12 protein-coding genes are annotated in these 20543 nt (G+C 64.4%); 6 read left to right on the top strand and 6 right to left on the bottom strand.

All coding sequences use genetic code 11. From position 1 onward, the window contains the following. Positions 1-705: 705 nt before the first annotated feature. The 3 genes from ACS8Y6_RS10530 to maiA all read right to left on the bottom strand — a co-directional run bounded on the left by ACS8Y6_RS10530 (position 706) and on the right by maiA (position 7416). Positions 706-930, bottom strand: a complete 225-nt coding sequence (locus tag ACS8Y6_RS10530) for a hypothetical protein (protein ID WP_440855526.1) — start codon at positions 928-930, stop codon at positions 706-708. 858 nt (positions 931-1788) lie between these two features. Next, the gene (locus ACS8Y6_RS10525) at positions 1789-6582 is read right to left on the bottom strand and encodes an NAD-glutamate dehydrogenase (protein WP_440855525.1); all 4794 of its coding nucleotides are present in this window, start codon (positions 6580-6582) and stop codon (positions 1789-1791) included. A gap of 159 nt (positions 6583-6741) precedes the next feature. Next, a complete protein-coding gene (gene maiA / locus ACS8Y6_RS10520) occupies positions 6742-7416 on the bottom strand; it encodes a maleylacetoacetate isomerase (protein WP_440848810.1) in 675 nt (224 codons plus the stop codon). A gap of 43 nt (positions 7417-7459) precedes the next feature. Here maiA and ACS8Y6_RS10515 point away from each other — a divergent pair, with 43 nt between their 5' ends. Next, positions 7460-7819: a DUF4870 family protein gene (locus tag ACS8Y6_RS10515; RefSeq protein WP_440848809.1), complete on the top strand. Its 360-nt coding sequence runs from the start codon at positions 7460-7462 to the stop codon at positions 7817-7819. A gap of 44 nt (positions 7820-7863) precedes the next feature. Here the strand turns inward: ACS8Y6_RS10515 and ACS8Y6_RS10510 are convergent, their stop codons facing one another. Continuing rightward, positions 7864-8811, bottom strand: a complete 948-nt coding sequence (locus ACS8Y6_RS10510; protein WP_440848808.1) for a response regulator — start codon at positions 8809-8811, stop codon at positions 7864-7866. 16 nt (positions 8812-8827) lie between these two features. After that, entirely contained in the window at positions 8828-12253 is a 3426-nt protein-coding gene (locus ACS8Y6_RS10505) for a response regulator (RefSeq protein WP_440848807.1), read from the bottom strand. 330 nt (positions 12254-12583) lie between these two features. Here ACS8Y6_RS10505 and ACS8Y6_RS10500 point away from each other — a divergent pair, with 330 nt between their 5' ends. The 5 genes from ACS8Y6_RS10500 to ACS8Y6_RS10480 all read left to right on the top strand — a co-directional run bounded on the left by ACS8Y6_RS10500 (position 12584) and on the right by ACS8Y6_RS10480 (position 19234). Further along, entirely contained in the window at positions 12584-14245 is a 1662-nt protein-coding gene (locus ACS8Y6_RS10500; protein WP_440848806.1) for a purine-cytosine permease family protein, read from the top strand. A gap of 75 nt (positions 14246-14320) precedes the next feature. Next, complete coding sequence (fmdA, locus tag ACS8Y6_RS10495) at positions 14321-15553, top strand: formamidase (RefSeq protein ID WP_440848805.1); 1233 nt, start codon at positions 14321-14323, stop codon at positions 15551-15553. 7 nt (positions 15554-15560) lie between these two features. Next, positions 15561-15893, top strand: coding sequence for an FmdB family zinc ribbon protein (locus tag ACS8Y6_RS10490; protein ID WP_440855524.1), 333 nt, complete (start codon positions 15561-15563; stop codon positions 15891-15893). A gap of 59 nt (positions 15894-15952) precedes the next feature. Further along, positions 15953-16996: an aliphatic amidase gene (locus ACS8Y6_RS10485; RefSeq protein WP_440848803.1), complete on the top strand. Its 1044-nt coding sequence runs from the start codon at positions 15953-15955 to the stop codon at positions 16994-16996. A 261-nt stretch (positions 16997-17257) separates the two neighbouring features. Further along, positions 17258-19234, top strand: coding sequence for a hypothetical protein (locus ACS8Y6_RS10480; protein WP_440848802.1), 1977 nt, complete (start codon positions 17258-17260; stop codon positions 19232-19234). 69 nt (positions 19235-19303) lie between these two features. Here the strand turns inward: ACS8Y6_RS10480 and ACS8Y6_RS10475 are convergent, their stop codons facing one another. Continuing rightward, positions 19304-20530, bottom strand: a complete 1227-nt coding sequence (locus ACS8Y6_RS10475) for an ATP-grasp domain-containing protein (RefSeq protein WP_440848801.1) — start codon at positions 20528-20530, stop codon at positions 19304-19306. Positions 20531-20543 lie beyond the last annotated feature (13 nt).

The following is a 20543-nucleotide window of genomic DNA, read 5'->3' as shown; positions in this document are numbered from 1 at the left end:
GATTTAGCCATGAACCTCGCGGCCTGTGAATGATGGGGTTTGTGGATCGCTTACGTTCCGTGCCCCTGCCGGGGCACGTTTTTTTTTCCGCAGATCAACGCGGATCGACGCAGATCAGAAGACAGATCCGTCAGTGATCGGGTGCGAAGCCAACGTCACATGCGGCGCTCACCGGACGACCTGTTTCAATCGGCGTAATCTGTGGATAGGCCTGTCTTCCGGACAGCCCCTGAAACCTGAACTTCTATCCGCAGATTACGCAGATTACGCAGATTTTTTAAAGTGGACTCGCGGTCGGCTTTTTATCGGTAGCGATAGCTGCGTTCCGTGCCGGTGCCGGGGCATGTTTTCCGCAGATCGACACAGATCCACGCAGATCAGAAGACCGACCTGTCAGTGATCGAGTACCGAGCTAAACGGGCACTCACAGCTCACCGAGCCCTGTCTTTCAATCTGTGCAATCGGCGTAATCTGTGGATAGACCTGTCTGCCGGACAGCCCCTGAAACCTGAACTTCTATCCGCAGATTACGCAGAGTACGCAGATTTTTTAAAGCAGACGCCAGGACTGTTGTTTTCAGTGGAAATAGTCGTTTCCATGCCGCTATCTGGGCATATTTTTTTTCCGCAGATCGACCCGGATCGACACAGATCAGAAGACGCGCTTGCATGCGACAGGTCGGGAAGCCAACCGCACACTCGGCGCTCACCGTACGACCTCTTTCAATCTGCGTACTCTGTGGGTAGACCTGTCTTCCGGACCGCAGAATACAAACAACCCGGAAAGCAAATACATCCGCCGTTTCAAATATCTGCGTCGATCGGCGTCGATCTGCGGATAAATGTTTTCAGAAACCGCCCCCGTGTCACCCGCCAGCACGCCATGCACCCGGGCGCCGGCGGCAATAGCCGTTTCCGTGCCGCTGGGCATATTTTTTCCGCAGATCGACACAGATCCGCGCAGATCAGAACACCGATCTGTCAGTGATCGAGTGCCGAGCTAAACGGGCACTCACAGCTCACCGAGCCGTGTCTTTTAATCTGCGCAATCGGCGTAATCTGTGGATAGACCTGTCTTCCGGACCGACCCCCGGGAACTGAACTTTTTATCCACAGATTGCACAGATTACGCAGATTTTTGAAAACGGACATCAGTACGGGGGTTTTCGGTGGCAATAGCGGTTTCCGCGCCGCCGCCGGGGCGTTTTTCCGCAGATCGACGCAGATCGACGCAGATTCACGCAGATCATAAGACCGGCTTGTATGTGACATGGCGGAAAGCCAACCGCACACTGGGCGCTCACCGGGCCACCTCTTTCACTCTGTGCAATCGGCGTCATCTGTGGATAAACCCGTCTTCCGGGCTGCACCTCGTGGCTGAACCTTTCCTCCGGAGATACAATCGAATACGCAAACCCGAAAAGCAAATATATCCACTATTTAAAAGATCTGCGCTGATCTGCGTCGATCTGCGGATAAATATTTTCAGGCGCCAGGCGCCATGTCCGCCTCATGCGCTGATCCATGCTGATCGTAAGACCGGCTTGCAAGTGACCGAGTGCCGAGCCAGACGGACTCTGGGCGCTCGACCGGAGAACCTCTTTCAATCGGCGCAATCGGCGTCATCTGTGGATAGACCTGCCTTCCCGACCGCCGGATACATAAAGACCGGAAAGTGAATAAATCCACCATTTCAAATGGTCTGCGTCGATCTGCGGACAGACTTATCTTCCGGATCAGCTCAGGCGCGCCGCCCCGGGACTATGTTTGATTTGCCGGGCGGACGCTGCTATCCCGCTCCGCCGAGACTCGAGGGCCCCGGCTGGCCTAGCCGCGCGAGATCGCGCACGGCGACGGTGAGATGCTCCTGCGCCGGCTGTTCGATCGCCTGCAGTTCGGCCAGGCGTGCGCTGACGAAAGCCATGGTGTGTTCGCGCGCCGCACACCACTCGGCCAGCGGATCGTCGCCCTCCGTCGCCAGCACCTGGTCGACCAGGCGCTGGTGGATCAGATAGCTGTCGCTGCGCAGGCTGGTCCGGGCCAGATCCTGCCAGCGGCCGTTGGCAGGCAACTGGTGGATCGCTTCCTGCAGCCACGGCACGCCGAGGGCGTCGCCCAGGCGATAGTAGATATCCGCGACTTCGGCCACGGCCCGCGCGCGGCGCTCGGCCAGCGAGACGATATCCATGATGCCGCCGCCGACATCGGCCGACGCGATGCGGCGCGCCAGTTCCTCGTCCACGCCGATCGCCTGCCAGTCCGCCAGGGTGCTTTCCCAACGCTGGGCGTAGCTGCCGACGAGCCGGTCCGCGAGCCCGGCCAGCAAATGCCGGGCGCCGGATTGATAACGGGTGATCAGATCGGAGATGTTGTAGCCGGTGTCGGTACTCGTGAGCCACCAGTTCATCGCATGCTTGAGCAGGCCGATGACGATACGGTGCGCCCGGTACTGCTCGGCCGCCGGAATGACGTTGTCCAGCGCCTCGATGGCGTTGAACAGCGTTTCCCCCTCGAGCCAGCCTTCGGCCAGCACGTAACCGCGGACCGCGGCTTCCATGCGTGCACCAAAGCCCGCCGGCAGGCGTTGCGCGGTGGCGATACCGAGCCGGTCGACCATCTGGTTCGTGACCAGGGTGGCAATCAACTCGCGCTTGAGGCGATGCTCGGTGACCGCTTCCGGAAAGCGCTCGACCAGCCGCGGCGGGAAGCCGTCGGTCAGCCAACTCTCCATCCAGGGGTCATCGGCAAGCCCGCCCTCGATGGCGGCCGCCGACAGCGTGAGCTTGTTGTAGGAAATAAGCACCGACAGCTCGGGACGGGTCAGGCCGGCGCGTTCGCGCCGCCGGGCCTCGATGGTCTCGTCGTCGGGCAGGCCTTCCAGGCGTCGATCCAGCCGGCCATCGCGCTCCAGTGCACGCATGAAGCTGATCTGCTCGTCGAAACGCGCCACGCTCTGGGTTTCCATCAGACTGATCTGCTGGGTCTGCAGATAATTGGTGCGTAGCACGAGAGCGATCACCGAAGGCGTCATTTCCGCCAGCAGCGCGTTGCGCGCCTCGCGGTCGATGCGGCCGGCCGCTTCCACCGTGCCCAGCGCGATCTTGATGTTGACCTCCATATCGGAGGAGTCCACGCCGCCGGAATTGTCGATGGCATCGGTGTTGAGCTTGCCGCCGTTCAGCGCGTATTCGATACGCCCTGCCTGGGTCAGCCCCAGGTTGCCGCCCTCGCCGACCACACGCGCCCGCAGTTCGCGGCCATCGACGCGCAGCGTGTCGTTGGCGCGATCGCCGACCTCGGTATGCGACTGGGTACTGGCCTTGACGTAGGTACCGATACCGCCATTCCACAGGAGGTCGACCGGCGCCTTGAGGATGGCGTTGATCAGATCGTCCGGCGCCATTCGCCGCGATTCGATGGCGAGTGCGACCCGGGCTTCGTCCGACAGATCGATCGTCTTCGCCGAACGGTCGAAAACGCCGCCGCCGCGCGAGATCAGGCGTTCATCGTAATCGCGCCAGCCCGACGCCGGACCGGCGAACAGGCGCTTGCGCTCCGCATAGGCCGCCGCGATGTCCGGGTCCGGGTCGATGAAGATATGCAGATGGTTGAACGCAGCGATCAGGCGGGTCTGTTCGGAGGCCAGCATGCCGTTGCCGAATACATCGCCGCCCATGTCGCCGATCGCCACCACCGAAAACGGCTCGCTCTGGATATCGCGTCCCATTTCGCGGAAATGGCGCTTGACGCCTTCCCAGGCGCCACGAGCGGTAATTCCCATCACCTTGTGGTCGTAGCCGGCGGAGCCGCCGGAGGCGAAGGCGTCGTCGAGCCAGAAACCGTACTCCGCCGACAGCGAATTCGCGATGTCGGAGAACGTGGCCGTGCCCTTGTCGGCCGCCACCACCAGATACGGATCGTCGCCGTCGCGCGCGATCACGCGTTCCGGCTTCACCACGCCGTCGCCGACGCGATTGTCGGTGATGTCGAGCAGACCGCGGATGAATATCTTGTAGGCGGAGATGCCGCGCGCCTGGCGCGCCTCGCGCGATTCGTCCGCGACCCCGTACTTGGCCACGAACCCGCCCTTGGCCCCGACCGGTACGATCACCGCGTTCTTGACCATCTGTGCCTTCATCAGCCCGAGCACTTCGGTGCGGAAGTCCTCGCGCCGGTCCGACCAGCGCAGTCCGCCGCGCGCCACCGGGCCGCCACGCAAATGGACGCCCTCGACGCTCGGGGCATAGACGAACGTCTCCACCCAGGGCCGCGGCTGCGGCAACTCCACCAGTTCGCTGGGATCGAGCTTGATCGAGACATGCGCCTTGGGCGCACCGGCCGCATCGCGCTGGAAATAATTCGTGCGCAGCGTGGCGATAACCACGCCGTAGAAGGCCCGCAGCACGCGGTCGGCGTCGAGGCTGGCGATTTCATCCAGTTCGGCCTCGATAGTGGCCCGGGCCTCGTCCTCGCCGCTGATCACACGGCTTCGATCCGGATCGAAGCGGGCTTCGAAAAGATCGATCAAGGCGCGGACCAGGGCCGCATGCTCGGCCAGCCGGTCGCCGATATAGACCGGCGAGAACGGCAGTTCGGTCTGCAGCAGATAGCGTGTGATGGCGCGGACCAGCACCACCTGACGCGGGGTGAACCCGGCATCGATGATCAGGCCGTTGAGCCCGTCGTCCTCGGCGGTGCCGGCCATGATCTGGTGAAACGCTTCGGCCAGATTGTCGCGGCAGGTGGGATCGGACAGTGCCTCGCCGTGGCCATGCCGGGCCTCGAACTCGTGGATCCATTGCACACTCTGGCCGATGCGCGCCACGCGATACGGGTGCTGGGTGAGCACCGACAGACCGAAGTGCTCGAATACCGGCAGCACGCGTGACAACGGCAGGTCGTCGCCATGGCCGTAAAGTTTGACCGTGAGCACGTCGCCCTCGGGCGCCATGGCGCGCAGCACCGGCTGGCTGTTGTCGTCCATCGCCGCCAGCACCTGGGCATCCGCCACCGCCGTGGCGGCATCGAAGCGCTCGCGATAAGCCGCGTCGAAGGCATGCGCATAGGCCGGCAACGACACCCCGGCCTCGCGCGCGGCCGCGGCGACCCGATCGGGCCAGCCACGCGTGACGGCGATCAACGCCTGTTCCAGCGCGCGCACATCGACCGGCTCGGTCGCCTGCCCGGTGGCAATCTGGTAATGCAGGCGCACTACGGCCCCGCGCAGGAACTCGGCATCGACATCCTGGCATTCACCGTTGAGATGACGCTCCAGCTCGGACCGGATCTGACTGCGCAGCGCCACGGTGTAGCGTTCCCGCGGGACATACACGATCGCGGCAAAGAAACGCCGGTAGCGATCGCGGCGCAGGAACAGGCGCAGCGGTTCGGTCTCGCGCATGTTGAGCACGCCGATGACGGTGTCATACAGCTCGTTCTCGCCGGTCTGGAACAGCTCGTCCCGCGGGAAGGTTTCCAGGATGTAGCGCAGATTCTTGGCGGCATGCGAGCGCGGGCGCAGCGCCGCGCGTGCCATGACGTGCGAGATCTTGTGCCGCAGCACCGGGATGTCGCGCGGGCTGGCGCGATAGGCATCGCCTGAGAACATGCCCAGAAACCGATGCGCGCCGATCACGTTGCCGGTGGCATCCAGCCGCTTGATGGCCACCACGTCCATCGTATCGGCATGATGAATCCAGGAATGCTGGTTGGCCTTGGTGATCACCAGCAGCCGCGACGACTGGGTGTATTCGTCGAGCACGTCGGCCGGCGCGACATAGCCCTCGGGGTCGATACCGGGCCGGTCCTCGCGCAGCAGGCCGAGCCCGGTGTCGGGCACGTCGGCCATGACGTCGGCCCCGTTCTCGTCCGTCTCGATCACCCGGCAGCGATAACCCAGCAGCGTGAAATGATCATCCGCCAGCCACGATACGAACGCCTGGGTTTCGGTACGTTCGTCGCGGTCAACCCCGCCGGCGGCGCGGTCGAGCTCGCTGACCACCGCCTGCAGGCGACGCCGCATGGGCTGCCAGTCCGCCACCACACAGGCCAGATCGGCGAGACTGGACTTCACCTGTTCGATCAGCGCATCGCCGTCGAGGCCGGCGGGTGCCGCGAACTCGATGCGGATCAGCGATTCCTCCGGCCCCGCGGGGAGATCCGTACCGGCGGCGCCGACCTCGATGAGCTCACCGTCGCCATCGCGCTCGACACGCACCACCGGATGCATCATCCAGTCGATCTCGGCGCCCGTACCACGGACGGCCAGGCTGACCGTGTCGACCAGAAAGGCCATGTCGTCGACCACGGTGAGCAGCGCCAGATCACAGTCGCTGCGGGCATCGTCGATGGTCTCGAGCGCCACGCGATACTCGCCACGCTTGCGCGGCTGGCACAGCAGCGCGAAGTGATGCCGCAACGCATCGTAGAGATGCGCGACCGAGCGCACCCGCAGCGCATCCGCCGGCACCCCCGCCAGACAGGTCTCGACGAAGGCGATCATCAGTTCGGGGCGCTCGAGCGTCGAGTCCTCGCCCACACAGGCACGAACTTCGGCGATCACAGCGGCGGTCTGGCTATTCATTGAGGGTCGGCATCACGGATCGTGAGGAGGACGTTACGCCCGCCACACCCGGCTCGACAAGCCTTGCGCATGCGGGCGTCGACTACCTGACACCGGGACCGCGCCGGCATGCGATTTTCCGGGCCCGACGATCCCGGGCCGACCCCGGTGGCGCGCCGGTCAGCGCGCCGGGGCGGTGCTGTCGCCCTGGGTGTCGGGCGCCGCCGCCTGGAAGGCGCCGAGCGCCATGCAGGCGCGGTAGATGCGACGGATGATCGGATAGGCGCCGAGGTTCACGTCATAGCGCTCGGCCATCGACACCTGCGGTACCAGGCAGACATCCGCCAGACTCGGCCGCGCGGTGAAGCAAAAACTGTGATTACCGGCCGGTTGCTCGGCGAGCAACGATTCCATCGGCCCGAACGCGGCATGAATCCAGTGTTCGAACCAGGCCCGGCGCCGATCGTAGGGCACATCCATTTCGTCGCGCAGATAGCGCAGCACGCGCAGGTTATTCAGCGGATGCGTATCGGCGATCGCGATCTGGGCGAACGACCGGATACGCGCGCGCAGGGCGATATCGCCGTGCAGCAACGGCCGCTCCGGATAGCGTTCCTCCAGATACTCCAGAATCGCCGACGACTGCGAGATGATCAGATCGTCCTCGACCCACAGCGCCGGGATCAGGCCCTGCGGGTTGATTTCCAGATACGGTCGGCGTTCATCGCTGCTGCCGTCCAGACCCGTGAAAATGGACTGGAAGGCCACACCTTTATAATTGAGCGCGATACGCACGCGATGAGCCGAAACACTGCGGTGGTGCGTGAACAACTTGAGCATGAACTGACCGGGCACGTGATTTGCCTTGCAAGTCTACGGTCCATGCCGGAGATTTGAAATGGAACGACACATGATCGCCGATCCCGAATCAAACGCGGTGGAACACAGCGAACGCAACGTGCTGCTGATCACCTACGTGCTGTACGGGCTCGGCTGCTTTTTCTTCGTGACCGCCGTCGCCGGCGTGATCGTCAATCACATCAAGATGGGCGAGCTGGCCCGCGGTGGCATGGCCTGGACGCATCATCGCTGGCTGATGCGCACGTTCTGGTTCACGATCCTGTGGAGCCTGATCTGCCTGGCGCTCGCGCCGTTCGTGGTGGGGTTCATCGGCTACGGCGTACTCTGGCTGTGGTGTTTCTATCGGTTCATCCGCGGTGTGGTCACCTTCGCCGACCGCCGCGCCATGCCGTTCTGAGCTGGCCCCCCGCCCCGAGGCGCGCCGCCGCCCAACCCGGCGAGCTACGGGCCGATCGTCTGCAGCGCGATCGCGGCCGCCGCGGCGCGCGTCTCCACCCCGAGCTTCGGAAAAATGTGCTCGAGATGCTTGTTTACCGTTCGCGGTTTCATGTCGAGGATCTCGGCGATGTCGCGGTTGGTCTTGCCGCGCGAGATCCAGAGCAGTACCTCGGCCTGGCGTCGTGTCAGGCCGAAACGGGCGACGAAATCGTCGATCGCGGCCTGGTCGTCGAACTCGACCAGCGTGAGAATCGCCCCGCCCTGCTCGGCCGGACCGGCGTAACGAATCGATAGCCGACCCAGTTCGCGCGTGACCTCGTACGGCCTGGACACGGATTCCGCCTGTTCCAGCCAGCGCAGCAGACCGAACGGCAGTCGACCGTCGATGTCGACATCGAAATAGCGCCGCAGGAGTTGCACGGCGCGCGAACTGTGCCAGCGGATACCGCCGTCGGCGGCGGTGATCAACGCCGCGCGGCCCCCCGCGTTGACCACCATGTCGGCCTGGCGTTGTAAGCGGATGCGCTTGAGATGCGCCTCGATGCGAACGCGTATTTCATCGGGTTTGAGCGGCTTGGTGACGTAATCGATGCCGCCGGCGCGAAAACCGCGCACGATGCTGTCGCTGTCGGTCAGCCCGGTCATGAAGATCACGGCCATTCCGGCCAGCGCGGTATCGCTCGTGATACGCCGGCAGACCTCGAAGCCATCCATTCCCGGCATGCGCGCGTCCAGCAGCACGATATCGGGCGTGATCAGGCGGGCCCGTTCCAGCGCCGAATGGCCATCGATCGCGGCGATCACGGTATAGCCGTCGCGCCCGAGCACTTCGGATACGAGCGCCAGCGTATCCGGATGATCGTCGACCACCAGCACCACACCCCGTATCCGAGGGGCATCGGACGCCGGATCCGGCTCATGGTGCGACATGACGTCATTGGCTACGACCATGGCGTACTCATCCCTTTCAGTCCTGCGCCGCGCGCGCCCGGCTTGCGTCGGCCAGGCGGCGCAGGCGTATCAATTCGTGCCGGCGCGCGGCGTCACGCAGATCGGCCAGCTGCGGCGCATATTGCGGGTGCGCGGTCTCGATCGCGGTAATTTCGGCGAGGACGCCCGCCATGTGCCCGATATCGATAGCGCTCGTCAGCCGCCGGGCCAGTTGGGCCGGCAACGGATGGGCCTGGTTCGACGACAGCCCGTCGATCGCGCCGGTTCGAGTGGTCGTGCGTGTCGGCACATCGGGCGTCGCACCGGCCTCGCGTCGCTGCCATTGCAGATGCAATAACTCTGCCAGCCGATCGAAAAGCTCGGCGAGATTGATCGGTTTGGCCAGAAACGCGTCACAGCCGGCCATACGACTGCGCGCGATGTTATCGGCATAGGCATTGGCCGAAACCACCAGCACGGGCGCGGCGCTCAGGTGCCGCTCGCGAATCATGCGGGCCGTCTCGAAACCGTCCATGCCCGGCATGGCGACGTCCATGAGGATCAAATCGGTGCGCTTGGTGGCCAACCAATGGAGCGCATCGGCACCATCCGCGCACTCATTCAGTGCAAAACCCAGCGGCTCGAGCGCGGCACGCAAAATGCCGCGCTGATCCGCTCGGTCATCGACCACCAGCAGGTGCCGCCGCGCGCCCGCGTAGCCGACGATCGGCTGCGCGGGCGCGCGCTCGCCGGCCGGGCGCGCGCAATTGGGCAAAAACACACGCAGCGCGAAGCGCGAACCGTTGGGCGCGTTCGCGCTTACCGTCAGATCGCCGCCCATCAACTGGGTCAGCAAGCGGCAAATGGTCAGGCCGAGCCCCGCACCCACGCCGCCGTCGCCGCCCTGGGCCACGCGCTCGAACGGCAGGAATATCTGCTCGCGTTTGTCGGACGCAATGCCCGGCCCCGTGTCGATAATCTCGAATGCCGCCACTTCCGAGGCGTAGTTCACGCGCACACACACGTCCCCGGTGCGCGTGAAACGAATCGCGTTGCCGATCAGATTGATCAGGATCTGACGCAGCCGTTGCAGGTCTCCGCGCACCGTGTCCGGCACCCGCTGCGAGGTTTCGATGGAAAAATCCAGGCCCTTGGCGAGCGCCTGCGGCGCGAACATGGCATCCAGCTGATCGAGCAATGCGGGCATATCGATCTCGCCGACATGCAGCGATATACGTCCGGCTTCGATACGGGCAATGTCCAGCAGGCCATCCACCAGGGCAAGCAGATGCTCGCCGCTCCGCTGGATGGTGGCGAGCTTGTCGGCATGCGCGGGCGCCATGTCGGGCTCGCGCATCAACAGCTGGGTATAGCCCAGCACGTTGTTCAGCGGGGTGCGCAGTTCGTGGCTCAATCCGGATACGTAACGGCTCTTGGCGCGGTTGGCCGACTCGGCCTCGGCTTTGGCCCGCGCCAGCTTGGCATCCGTCCGTTTGTGTGCCGCGACCTCGCGCATCAGTAACCGAGTCTGGCGCGAGGACTCGTGCTGCGCCACGTTGCGCGCCTCGCGCGCCAGGACCAGCCACCAGGCCAGGATGCCGACCGGCACCAGCATCAGGAAAAAAGTGCGCAGGAAGATCGCCCACAAGTGATGGCGCTCGGCGCTGTCCACCAGCGGTGTGATCTGGCTATAGACCGCGACCAGTGCGCCCACGAGCACGACCGACAACGCCACCAGCACCACGCCGTAGCGCGCCAGCCGCGTATACAGATGCGGCATCAAGGCGCTCGGCAGCACGCGTTGCAACAGCCCGTCGAGCTGGGCAGCGGCATGCGCACGCGGCCGGCAGCGGTCGCCGCAGCGCATGTCGAGACTGCAGCACAGCGAGCAGATGGGCCCGGCATAGGCCGGGCAAGCGGCCATATCGTCGGTCTCGAAGCGGTTGTTGCATAGCACGCAGCGCGCATGCCGGGTGCCATCATCCGCGAGTTGTGCCGCGGCGGCGGGCGAGCGCGCGAGATAGAACCGGCCGCCGGTGAGCCAGGCGATCACGGGTGCCGTGAGGAAAGCGCCGACAAGCGCGATCGCCGGCGCCGCGGCACGGCCGGCCACGCCGAAAACACCACCGTAGGCAGCCAGCGAGACCGCGCTCGCCAGAAGAAACGCCCCGATCCCGACCGGGTTCACGTCGTACAGATGGGCGCGCTTGAACTCGATGCCCGGTGGCGACAGACCGAGCGGCTTGTTGATCATCAGGTCCGCCGCCAGGGCGCCGAACCAGGCCGCCGCCACGTTGGCATACAGCCCGAGCACACGCTCGATCGCGTGGAATACGCCCATTTCCAGAAGAATAAGGGCGATGAGCACGTTGAAGACCAGCCACACCACGCGTCCGGGATGGCTGCGGGTCACCCGGGCGAAGAAATTGGACCACGCCAGCGAACCGGCATAGGCATTGGTCACGTTGATCTTGACCTGCGAGACGATCACGAACAGCACCGTCGCCGCCATCGCGAGGCCCGGCGACGAGAACACATAACCGTAAGCCACGTCGTACATATGAGTCGGTTCGGTCGCGCGCACATACGGCAACTGCTGCTGCAGGGCGAGAAACGCCAACAGCGCCCCGCCGAACATCTTCAGGCCACCGAGCACCACCCAACCCGGCCCCGCACCGATCACCGCCGCCCACCAGCGAATCCGGTTGCCCGGGCCGCGTTCGGGCAGAAAGCGCAGATAGTCGACCTGCTCGCCGATCTGCCCGATCAGCGCCAGCGCGATCCCGCAGGCCGAACCGAAGGCGATCCAGTCGAACGAGCCCGAGGCCTGCTGCCCGATATAGCGTTGAAACGCCGAGAAGGCCGACGGCTGACGCACGGCGATGAACACATAGGGCAGCACCAGCAGGGTCAGCCACAGCGGCTGGGTGAACCACTGCAAACGGTTGATCGCGGTGATGCCGAAGGTCACCAGCGGAATGATCGCCAGCGCGCTGATCAGATAGGCCAGCGGCAGCGTGATATCGAAATACAGCGATAGCGCCTGACCCATGATCGTCGCTTCGAGCGCGAAGAACAGAAAGGTGAAGCTGGCGTAGATCAACGAAGTGAGCGTGGAGCCGAGATAGCCGAAGCCGGCGCCGCGGGTCAGCAGGTCGATGTCCACGCCGTAGCGCGCCGCCGTATAGCTGATGGGCAGGCCGACGACGAAAATCGCGATACAGACCACGACGATCGCCCAGGCCGTGTTGACGAACCCGTAGCGCAGCATGAGCACGGCCCCGATCGCCTCCAGCACCAGAAACGAGATGCCGCCCAGGGCCGTATTGGCGATGCGCAATTCCGACCATTTGCGAAACGAGCGCGCCGTGAAGCGCAGCGCGTAGTCCTCGAGCGTCTCATCGCCCACCCAACGATTGTAGGCCCGGCGGATCTTGACGACGCGTTGGGGCCCCCTGGACATGTTGTGCCACCCCGGCTGCGGCCGATCGAACGAGTTTCGATCGTACCGTCCCGATCCTGCAGGAAACGCGCCAACCACTACGTCGAATGACGTAGGCCACTGCGTTGATCGGCGTATATGCCGGCCCCGTCGCTTGCGCCAGTCTCGATACCGAGCCGGGTGCTCGATCAGCGCGCCCGGCGTTCACGGAACAAACGACGCAAACCGCCGACACCGGAGCGAGCGACCGGCAACGCCCAGCCGCACCGGGCCGGCCGCGGTCGCGTCACAACACCGGCGGGCTCGGCACGACGCCGCCGGCAACTCGGGTCGACATCAACGGAGACGATAATGAGTAGCGTGGTAAACGAAGGCGGGCGCAATCGCACCTTCAACAAATGGGTGAGCAACCCGGTGCTGGAAGACTATTCGCTGCGTTATGCGCCGAAATCCTTCCGTACCTGGTCGGAATACGCGGTGGCGACCGCAGCCCTCGGCGGCATCGCCTATATGGCCGATCAAGCCATCGGCGGTTCGCTGGCGGTGCAGTTCGGCTTCATGAACGCATTCTGGGGCATTTTCGCGGCCGCTATCATCATCTTTCTGACCGGCATTCCGATCGCCTATTACTCGGCGCGCTATAACGTCGACGTCGACCTGCTCACCCGCGGCGCCGGCTTCGGCTATCTCGGCTCGACCATCACCTCGGTCATTTACGCCAGCTTCACCTTCATATTCTTCGCCCTCGAAGGCTCGATCATGGGCCAGGCGCTGAATCTGTATTTCGGCATCCCGCTGGCGATCGGCTATCTGCTGGGGGCGATCGTGATCATCCCGCTGGTGGTGTTCGGCATGAGTCTGTTGTCGAAGCTGCAGATGTGGACCCAGCCGATCTGGCTGATCCTGCTGTTCACCCCGCCGATCGCGGTGCTGTTCGGCAAGCCGCATGCGATCGCCGACTGGGTGCACTTCGGCGGCAACTCGCCGAGCCACGCCGGCTTCGATCCGTTGCTGTTCGGTACCGCGGCCGGCATCGCGCTGTCGCTGATCGCCCAGATCGGCGAGCAGGCGGATTATCTGCGCTTCATGCCGGACAAGACCCGCGCCAACCGCGGCAAGTGGTGGTTCGCGGTGCTGGCCGCCGGCCCGGGCTGGGTGATTCTGGGCGCGCTCAAGCAGTGGATGGGCTCGTTCTTCGCTTCGGTGTCGGTGGCCAACGGTACGTCGCTGGCCCAGGCCGACCAGCCGATCCATATGTATGTGTCGGGCTTCAGCTATATGTTCTCGAGCCCGTTCGTGGCCCTGTCGATCGCGACCTTCTTCGTGCTGCTGTCGCAGGTCAAGATCAATGTCACCAACGCCTACTCGGGCTCACTGTCCTGGTCGAACTTCTTCTCGCGCATTCTGCACAGCCATCCGGGCCGTGTGGTCTATGTGTTCTTCAACGTCGGCATCGCGCTGGCGCTGATGGAAGCCAACATGTTCGCCGTGCTGGGCCATATCCTCGGCTTTTATTCCAACGTGGCGGTGGCCTGGATCGGGGCGGTGACCGCGGATCTGGTCATCAACAAGCCGATCCTGAAGCTCAGCCCGTCCTATATCGAGTTCAAGCGCGCGCATCTGTACAACTTCAACCCGGTGGGCTTCGGCTCGATGATGTTCGCCTCGGTGATCTCGGTGATTGCCTTCTTCGGCTACTTCGGCGCCTATGCCCAGTCCTACTCCTGCTTCATCGCGCTGGGCCTGGCGTTCATCGCCTCGCCGATCGTGTGCCTGATCACCCAGGGCAAGTACTACCTGGCGCGCACCTCCGAAAAAGAGCTGCGCGAGCATGAGCATGCCTCGATGATCGCCTGCATCTCCTGCGAGTACGAATACGAGAAGAAGGACATGGTGTATTGCCCGTTCCACACCGGCCCGATCTGCTCGCTGTGCTGCTCGCTGGAAGGCGCCTGCCACGACGTGTGCAAGGAAGAGCCGGCCGCGGCCACCGCCCGCGCGCAGGCTGCCTAGGTTGGCCGGGCCGCCGGCCGCATGCGCCGGCGGCCCGACCCTCCCCCTATTCTTCTCATCGCAGGAAACTGACCCATGACCGATACCCTGATCAAGGTCGATCTCGATACCCACGCCACCCACAACCCGCAGACCCACAACCGCTGGCATCCCGACATCCCGATGGCCTGCTGGGTGAGCCCGGGCGACGATTTCATTCTGGAGACCTACGACTGGACCTCGGGCGCGATCGCCAACAACGACGACGCGTCTGACGTGCGCGACGTCGATCTGTCCACGGTGCATTACTTGTCCGGCCCGGTCGGTGTGAAAGGCGCCGAAGCCGGCGACCTGCTGGTGGTCGATCTGCTCGACATCGGCGCGCTCAAGGGCGCCGAATGGGGCTTCAACGGCTTTTTCTCGAAACAGAACGGCGGCGGATTCCTGACCGATCACTTCCCCTACGCCCAGAAGTCGATCTGGGATTTTCACGGCCTGTACACCACCTCGCGCCACGTGCCGGGAGTGCGCTTCGCCGGCCTCGTCCACCCGGGGCTGATCGGCTGCCTGCCCAGCCAGGAATTGCTCGACACCTGGAACAAACGCGAAGCCGACCTGATCGCGACGGATCCGGACCGCGTCCCGCCGCTGGCCAATCCGCCGGCGCCGGCCACCGCCCATATGGGCGCCCTGACCGGTGACGCACGCGCGAAGGCCGCCGCCGAGGGCGCACGCACGGTACCGCCCCGCGAACACGGCGGCAACGTCGACATCAAGGATCTGTCGCGCGGCTCGAAGATCTATTTCCCGGTCTATGTCGACGGCGGCGGCCTGTCGGTGGGCGATCTGCACTTCAGCCAGGGCGACGGCGAAATCACCTTCTGCGGCGCGATCGAAATGGCCGGCGGCTGGGTGCACATGAAGGTCGAGCTGATCAAGAACGGCATGGCCAAATACGGCATCAAGTCGCCGATCTTCAAGCCCAGCCCGATCACCCCGAACTACCAGGACTACCTGATCTTCGAGGGCATCTCGGTCGACGAAACCGGGCAGCAGCACTATCTGGACGTCAACGTCGCCTACCGCCAGGCCTGTCTGAACGCGATCGAGTATATGACCCGGTTCGGCTATTCGCGCGCCCAGGCGCATTCGATTCTGGGCGTCGCCCCCGTTCAGGGCCATATCAGCGGCGTGGTCGATATTCCCAATGCCTGCGCCACGCTCTGGCTGCCGCAGGAGATCTTCGAGTTCGATATCAGCCCCGGCGCCGATGGACCGACAAGACACCTGGACGGATCGGTGGACATGCCGATCGCATACGACGAATAGGCCGGCCATGCCGATCTACGAATTCGACTGTCCCGACTGCGGCGGTTTTTCGGCGATGCGGCCCATGGCCGAGTCGCAGGCACCCGGCGACTGCCCGCACTGCGGCAGCGCGTCGCGCCGGGTGATTCTCTCAGCGCCAGCCGTCTCACGCGTATCCAAGGCCACCCGCGTGGCGCACGAAACCAACGCGCGCAGTGCGCATTCACCGCATACATCAGCCACCTACGGCGGTGGCCATCCGGCCGGCTGCGGCTGCTGCTCGCCAGCCCCCCGGCCGGCCGGGTCGACGCCGCCCACCCGGACCCGAACCGGTCATCGCCCGTGGATGATCAGCCACTGATCGGGCCATCAACACCCCAGCCATGCGCGACTCGCTACGCGCTCTGACGGAGAATAAACATGAGACACGGAGATATTTCCAGCAGCGCCGACACCGTCGGCGTCGCAGTGGTCAACTACAAAATGCCGCGCTTGCATACCCGCGACCAGGTCGCGGCCAACGCGCGCCACATCGCCGAAATGATTCAGGGCATGAAAACCGGCCTGCCGGGCATGGATCTGGTCATCTTCCCCGAATACTCGACCCAGGGGATCATGTACGACCGCGACGAAATGATGGCCACCGCCGCGCCGATTCCGGGCGACGAAACCGAGATCTTCGCCGCGGCCTGCCGCGCGGCCGACACCTGGGGCGTGTTCTCGATCACCGGCGAACGCCACGAGGCCCATCCCGACAAATCGCCCTACAACACGCTGATTCTGATCGACAACAAAGGCGCGATCGTCCAGAAGTATCGGAAATGCATTCCCTGGTGTCCGATCGAGGGTTGGTATCCGGGCGACGACACCTATGTCTGCGAGGGGCCGAAGGGCCTCAGGATCAGCCTGATCATCTGCGATGACGGCAACTACCCGGAAATCTGGCGCGACTGTGCCATGAAGGGCGCGGAGCTGATCATTCGTTGCCAGGGCTATATGTACCCGGCCAAGGAACAGCAGATCATGATGTCCAAGTGCATGGCGTGGGCCAACAATTCCTATGTGGCCGTGGCCAATGCCGCCGGCTTCGACGGCGTGTACTCCTACTTCGGCCATTCCGCGATCATCGGCTTCGACGGCCGCACCCTCGGCGAATGCGGTACCGAGGAAAACGGCATTCAGTATGCCCAGCTGTCGGTGTCGGCGATTCGCGACGCCCGCGCGAACGACCAGTCCCAGAACCATTTATTCAAACTGCTGCACCGCGGCTATACCGGTATTCATGATTCCGGCGACGGCGACCACGGCGTGGCGGAATGCCCCTTCACCTTCTATCGCGACTGGATCAACGATCCGAACGCCACGCAACAGCGCGTCGAAGCGCTGACGCGCCCGGCGGTCGGCACCGATCAGTGCCCGGTCAAGGATCTGCCCACCACCGGGCGCACCGGCACCGATGGCTGAACCGGCCGTCCGCTCGGGCGGCATCCCGGCCGGGCCGCTGCCCCTGAGCCGCACCCAACGACTGGATCGGCAGACCAACCGGGCGGGCGTGCAAGCACCCGCCCGAGGCATCGGCCACAGTGGCCTTTTGACCGCGACTGCAGCCAGCCCGAGCACCGGGCGACGGCTATGGTACCGTCGTGATAACACTCGAAGCAGCCGATCCCGGGCCGGCCGATAGGTTTCGGCGATGCCCGGTCGTCTTACGCCGGGAGGTTTTGCTTGTCGCAATCGACGGCCAGTCCACGACATCTTCAGGCCCGCTACGTCGATGATTTCGAGCAGACGCTTGAGCGGCTGTCTACGGCGCCTTCGTTTTCCAAATTCACGCATCAAATCCGGTTGCTGGGCCGCGCTCAGAAGTTGCTGCGCGACCCCGAGGGGGTCGAAGCCCTGTACTCGTTCGCCCCGCGGTTCGACGCGGCCGGGGTTTTTCTGGGCGGCGACTGGCTGGAGCCGGGGCAACTCGAGCCGGCCCTGGCCGGGCCGACGCTACGCGCCGGCGGCGCCGATGCCACCCTGGAGAGCCTGAGCGAGCTGCGATTGCTCGCGGTCGCCGAACAGATCGCGCCCACCGACCGGCTCACCGCCGACGCTGCCCGAGCGCTTCTGTGCGAGATCCTCGCCGCGAATCTCGATTTGCTGTTCCCCGTGGCCACCGAAGCTACGCGCGACGCCCACAACGCAACGCTCGACCGCGCGCAAACGCTGTTCGGCTTTTTGTTCGCCCGCGTTGGCGCCGGCGCGATCCTCGACGCCCTCGTAGCCGAGGTCGAACGCGTCATGGCGCAGCGCCCGATTGCCCTGGGGCGGGTGGAATCGCTGCTCGGCGCTGCCGAGCGGGCGCTTGCCACGGGTGATGTCGATGACGCCGCCGCCGCCCGTGCCACGCCGTGGCTCCGGGCGTTGCGTGCACCGACCGAACTCGCCACCCGCATGCGCCGCGACGACTGTCCAGCAGCGCTGGCCGAACTCGACGACCGCGCGCTGGCGGCCGAAGCCGCCGCTTTCGGGCACTCAATGACGCGCCACGGTCTGGTCTGCCCGGCGCACGCCGATCTGGTACGGCATCTGTGCCGGGCCGCACCGGCGCTGCTGCCGATCGCACTGGATCTCGACGCCACCGGGCAGGCCGCCTGGGCCCGGCATTCCGACGCAATCGAAACGCTGATTCAGGCCAGCGTGATACGCGCCACCGCGCCGGCGATTTACGGGCTGGCGCGGCTGTTGAACGACGGCATGGCGCGGCTGGATACCGTGCTGCCGGGGCTGGACCGCCTGACCCGGCTCGCGCTTCATCCGCGCGTCGCGCAAGTCCTGACCGAAACCGCCCCGGACGTCCCGGCGATGCCACGCCTGGTCGCCGGCGCCATCGCGGTACTCGGCCAGCCCCGCGGTATCGATCAGGGGTTCAACCCCACCTGCCAGGCGGCCCGCGCGATCTGCCTGTGGAGCTGCAACGATCCGGCCCATTTGCTGGCTCTGCTGATCGAGGCCAGCGAAACGAACGACCTGGTGCTGGACTTCGAGAACCACCCGATCCGGGCCAGCGAAACCGGGCTCGGTATGGCCAGGACGTTACATACCGAGCTCGATCCCGTCTCGCTCGTGCTCACGCCGCATCTGGATCGCATCTATGTGGAGATGGGCCGACGCACCGCGCATCGCTGCGGCGACGGTCATCGCTGGGTCAACCGCGAGATGCACGGCGCCTGGGTCGCGCCGGATTTCGCCGAACTGATCGATCTGGCCGCTGGCGGCATCGCCGATTTCGACGCCTTCGTTCGCCTGTTCCACGCCAGTTATCACCCCGCGTTCAACGGCGAGCGCGAGGTGGAATATGCCCAACCCTGCGGCATTGCGGCCACCGACGCCGCCGGCACCTACATCGGCTGGCATGCCATATCGATCCAGCGCGTGGCGCGCGATCCGGACGGTACCTGGCGGGTCTATTTCTTCAATCCGAATCGCGACAAGGGGCAGAACTGGGGGCAAGGGATCGAGACCTCGACGGCCGGTACCGGCGAACTCGCTGGAGAGTCTTCACTGCCGTTCGGGCAGTTCGCGTCGCGCCTGTATGTCTTTCATTACCGTGGGCATGCCATCGGCGATCCGGCGGCGGTACCCGAAACCGAGGTGGCCGCCATCCGGGCGCGCGTCGCCGCCGGCTGGGGCGCGCGCTTCACCTGGCTCGAATGAAAAACGCCGCGGGCCGATGTAATCGATCCGCGGCGTCGTCAAGGCCGGCCCGAGCCGGCGTGCCCCCTGCTAGACGTAGAAATCCAGCTCTTCGTTGTGTTTCAGCCAGTCCCGCATGCGATGCGGATCGTCACCGAAATAGAAGATCAGGCCCCAGTGCGTGCCGAAGGCGTTGCGCTTGGTCACGGTTTCCTGCATCGGCGCGGTCAGCTCGTGGTAATCGAAATATTCGTGTTCGGATACTTCGTCGGGGATCTCCAGCTTGGAGACCACGCGCTTGCGCGGATACACGCCGAAACAGCCGGCATAGCCCTTGGCGTCGGTCACCGGCTCGGGGAAGAAATCCTCGACCTCTTGCGCCGTGGTCTTCGGATCGAACACCAGCATGGACGCCTGATACGCATTGAAGTCATAAGCCCGCTCGATCAGTTCGAACGCCTTGAAGCCCGGCGGGCGATAGGCCACCTCGCCGAAGTACATGGTGCCGTCGGAGGTCACGAAGTATTCCGGATGAATCTGACCAAACTGGATGTCGAAGGTCTTGATCAACAGTTCGATCTGCTGTGTGATCAGGTGGCGCCAGGATTCCAGCTCGGGCGTGGCGGGCACGAACACGGAGTAGCCGAGCGTGACGTATTCCGAGATGTTCAGGAACTGGATCTTGCCGTTCCAGACCCAGGCCTCGACCGCGAATTCCCAGCCATCCAGATGGCTTTCCATCAGCAGCGGGTATTCGGCCTCGGGAATCTGCTCGATCTCCTCGGCAGTCCGGATCATGCGATGGCCGAGACAACCGGCCTTGTCGAAGGCCTTGAGATGAATCGGATCGTCGATGTCGCCGTCGAGCTTGAGCAGGGTCTGGTTGACGCGCTTGAAAAAGCGATAGACGTCGTCCTTTTCGTGCGCTTCCTCGAAAATACCGACCCGGATGCCGCCCAACTGGGCCCGACGCTTCATCAATGCCTTGTCGCGGAACAGCACGGCCTGACCGTGCAGGCGCGGGTTGTCCATCAACACCGCGTTGATCGCCCCGGCCCACTCGACCACTTCCTCGAACAGCGGCACCGCCGCGTCGACACCCATTTCCTTGAGCCGTTCGGCGATCTCCATCGAGCGATCGTTCAGGCGCTCGAAGTTCCAGGGCACATAGGGAATATCGTGCTGCTGGCAGTAATCCTCCGCCCACTCGGGTGCAACGACCACATAGCGCCGATCGAATTTCTCGGCGGCCTCGATGGCCCCCATCGCCCAGCCCAGAAGGGCTATATAACCTTTATCAGGATTCTTCTCCGCCATGACGGCTCCGTGG

This window comes from Salinisphaera sp. RV14 (genome assembly GCF_052044135.1).
GTDB lineage: Bacteria > Pseudomonadota > Gammaproteobacteria > Nevskiales > Salinisphaeraceae > Salinisphaera.
Note: the sequence above shows the minus strand (reverse complement) of the source record. Positions and strands in the feature narration are given on the sequence as shown.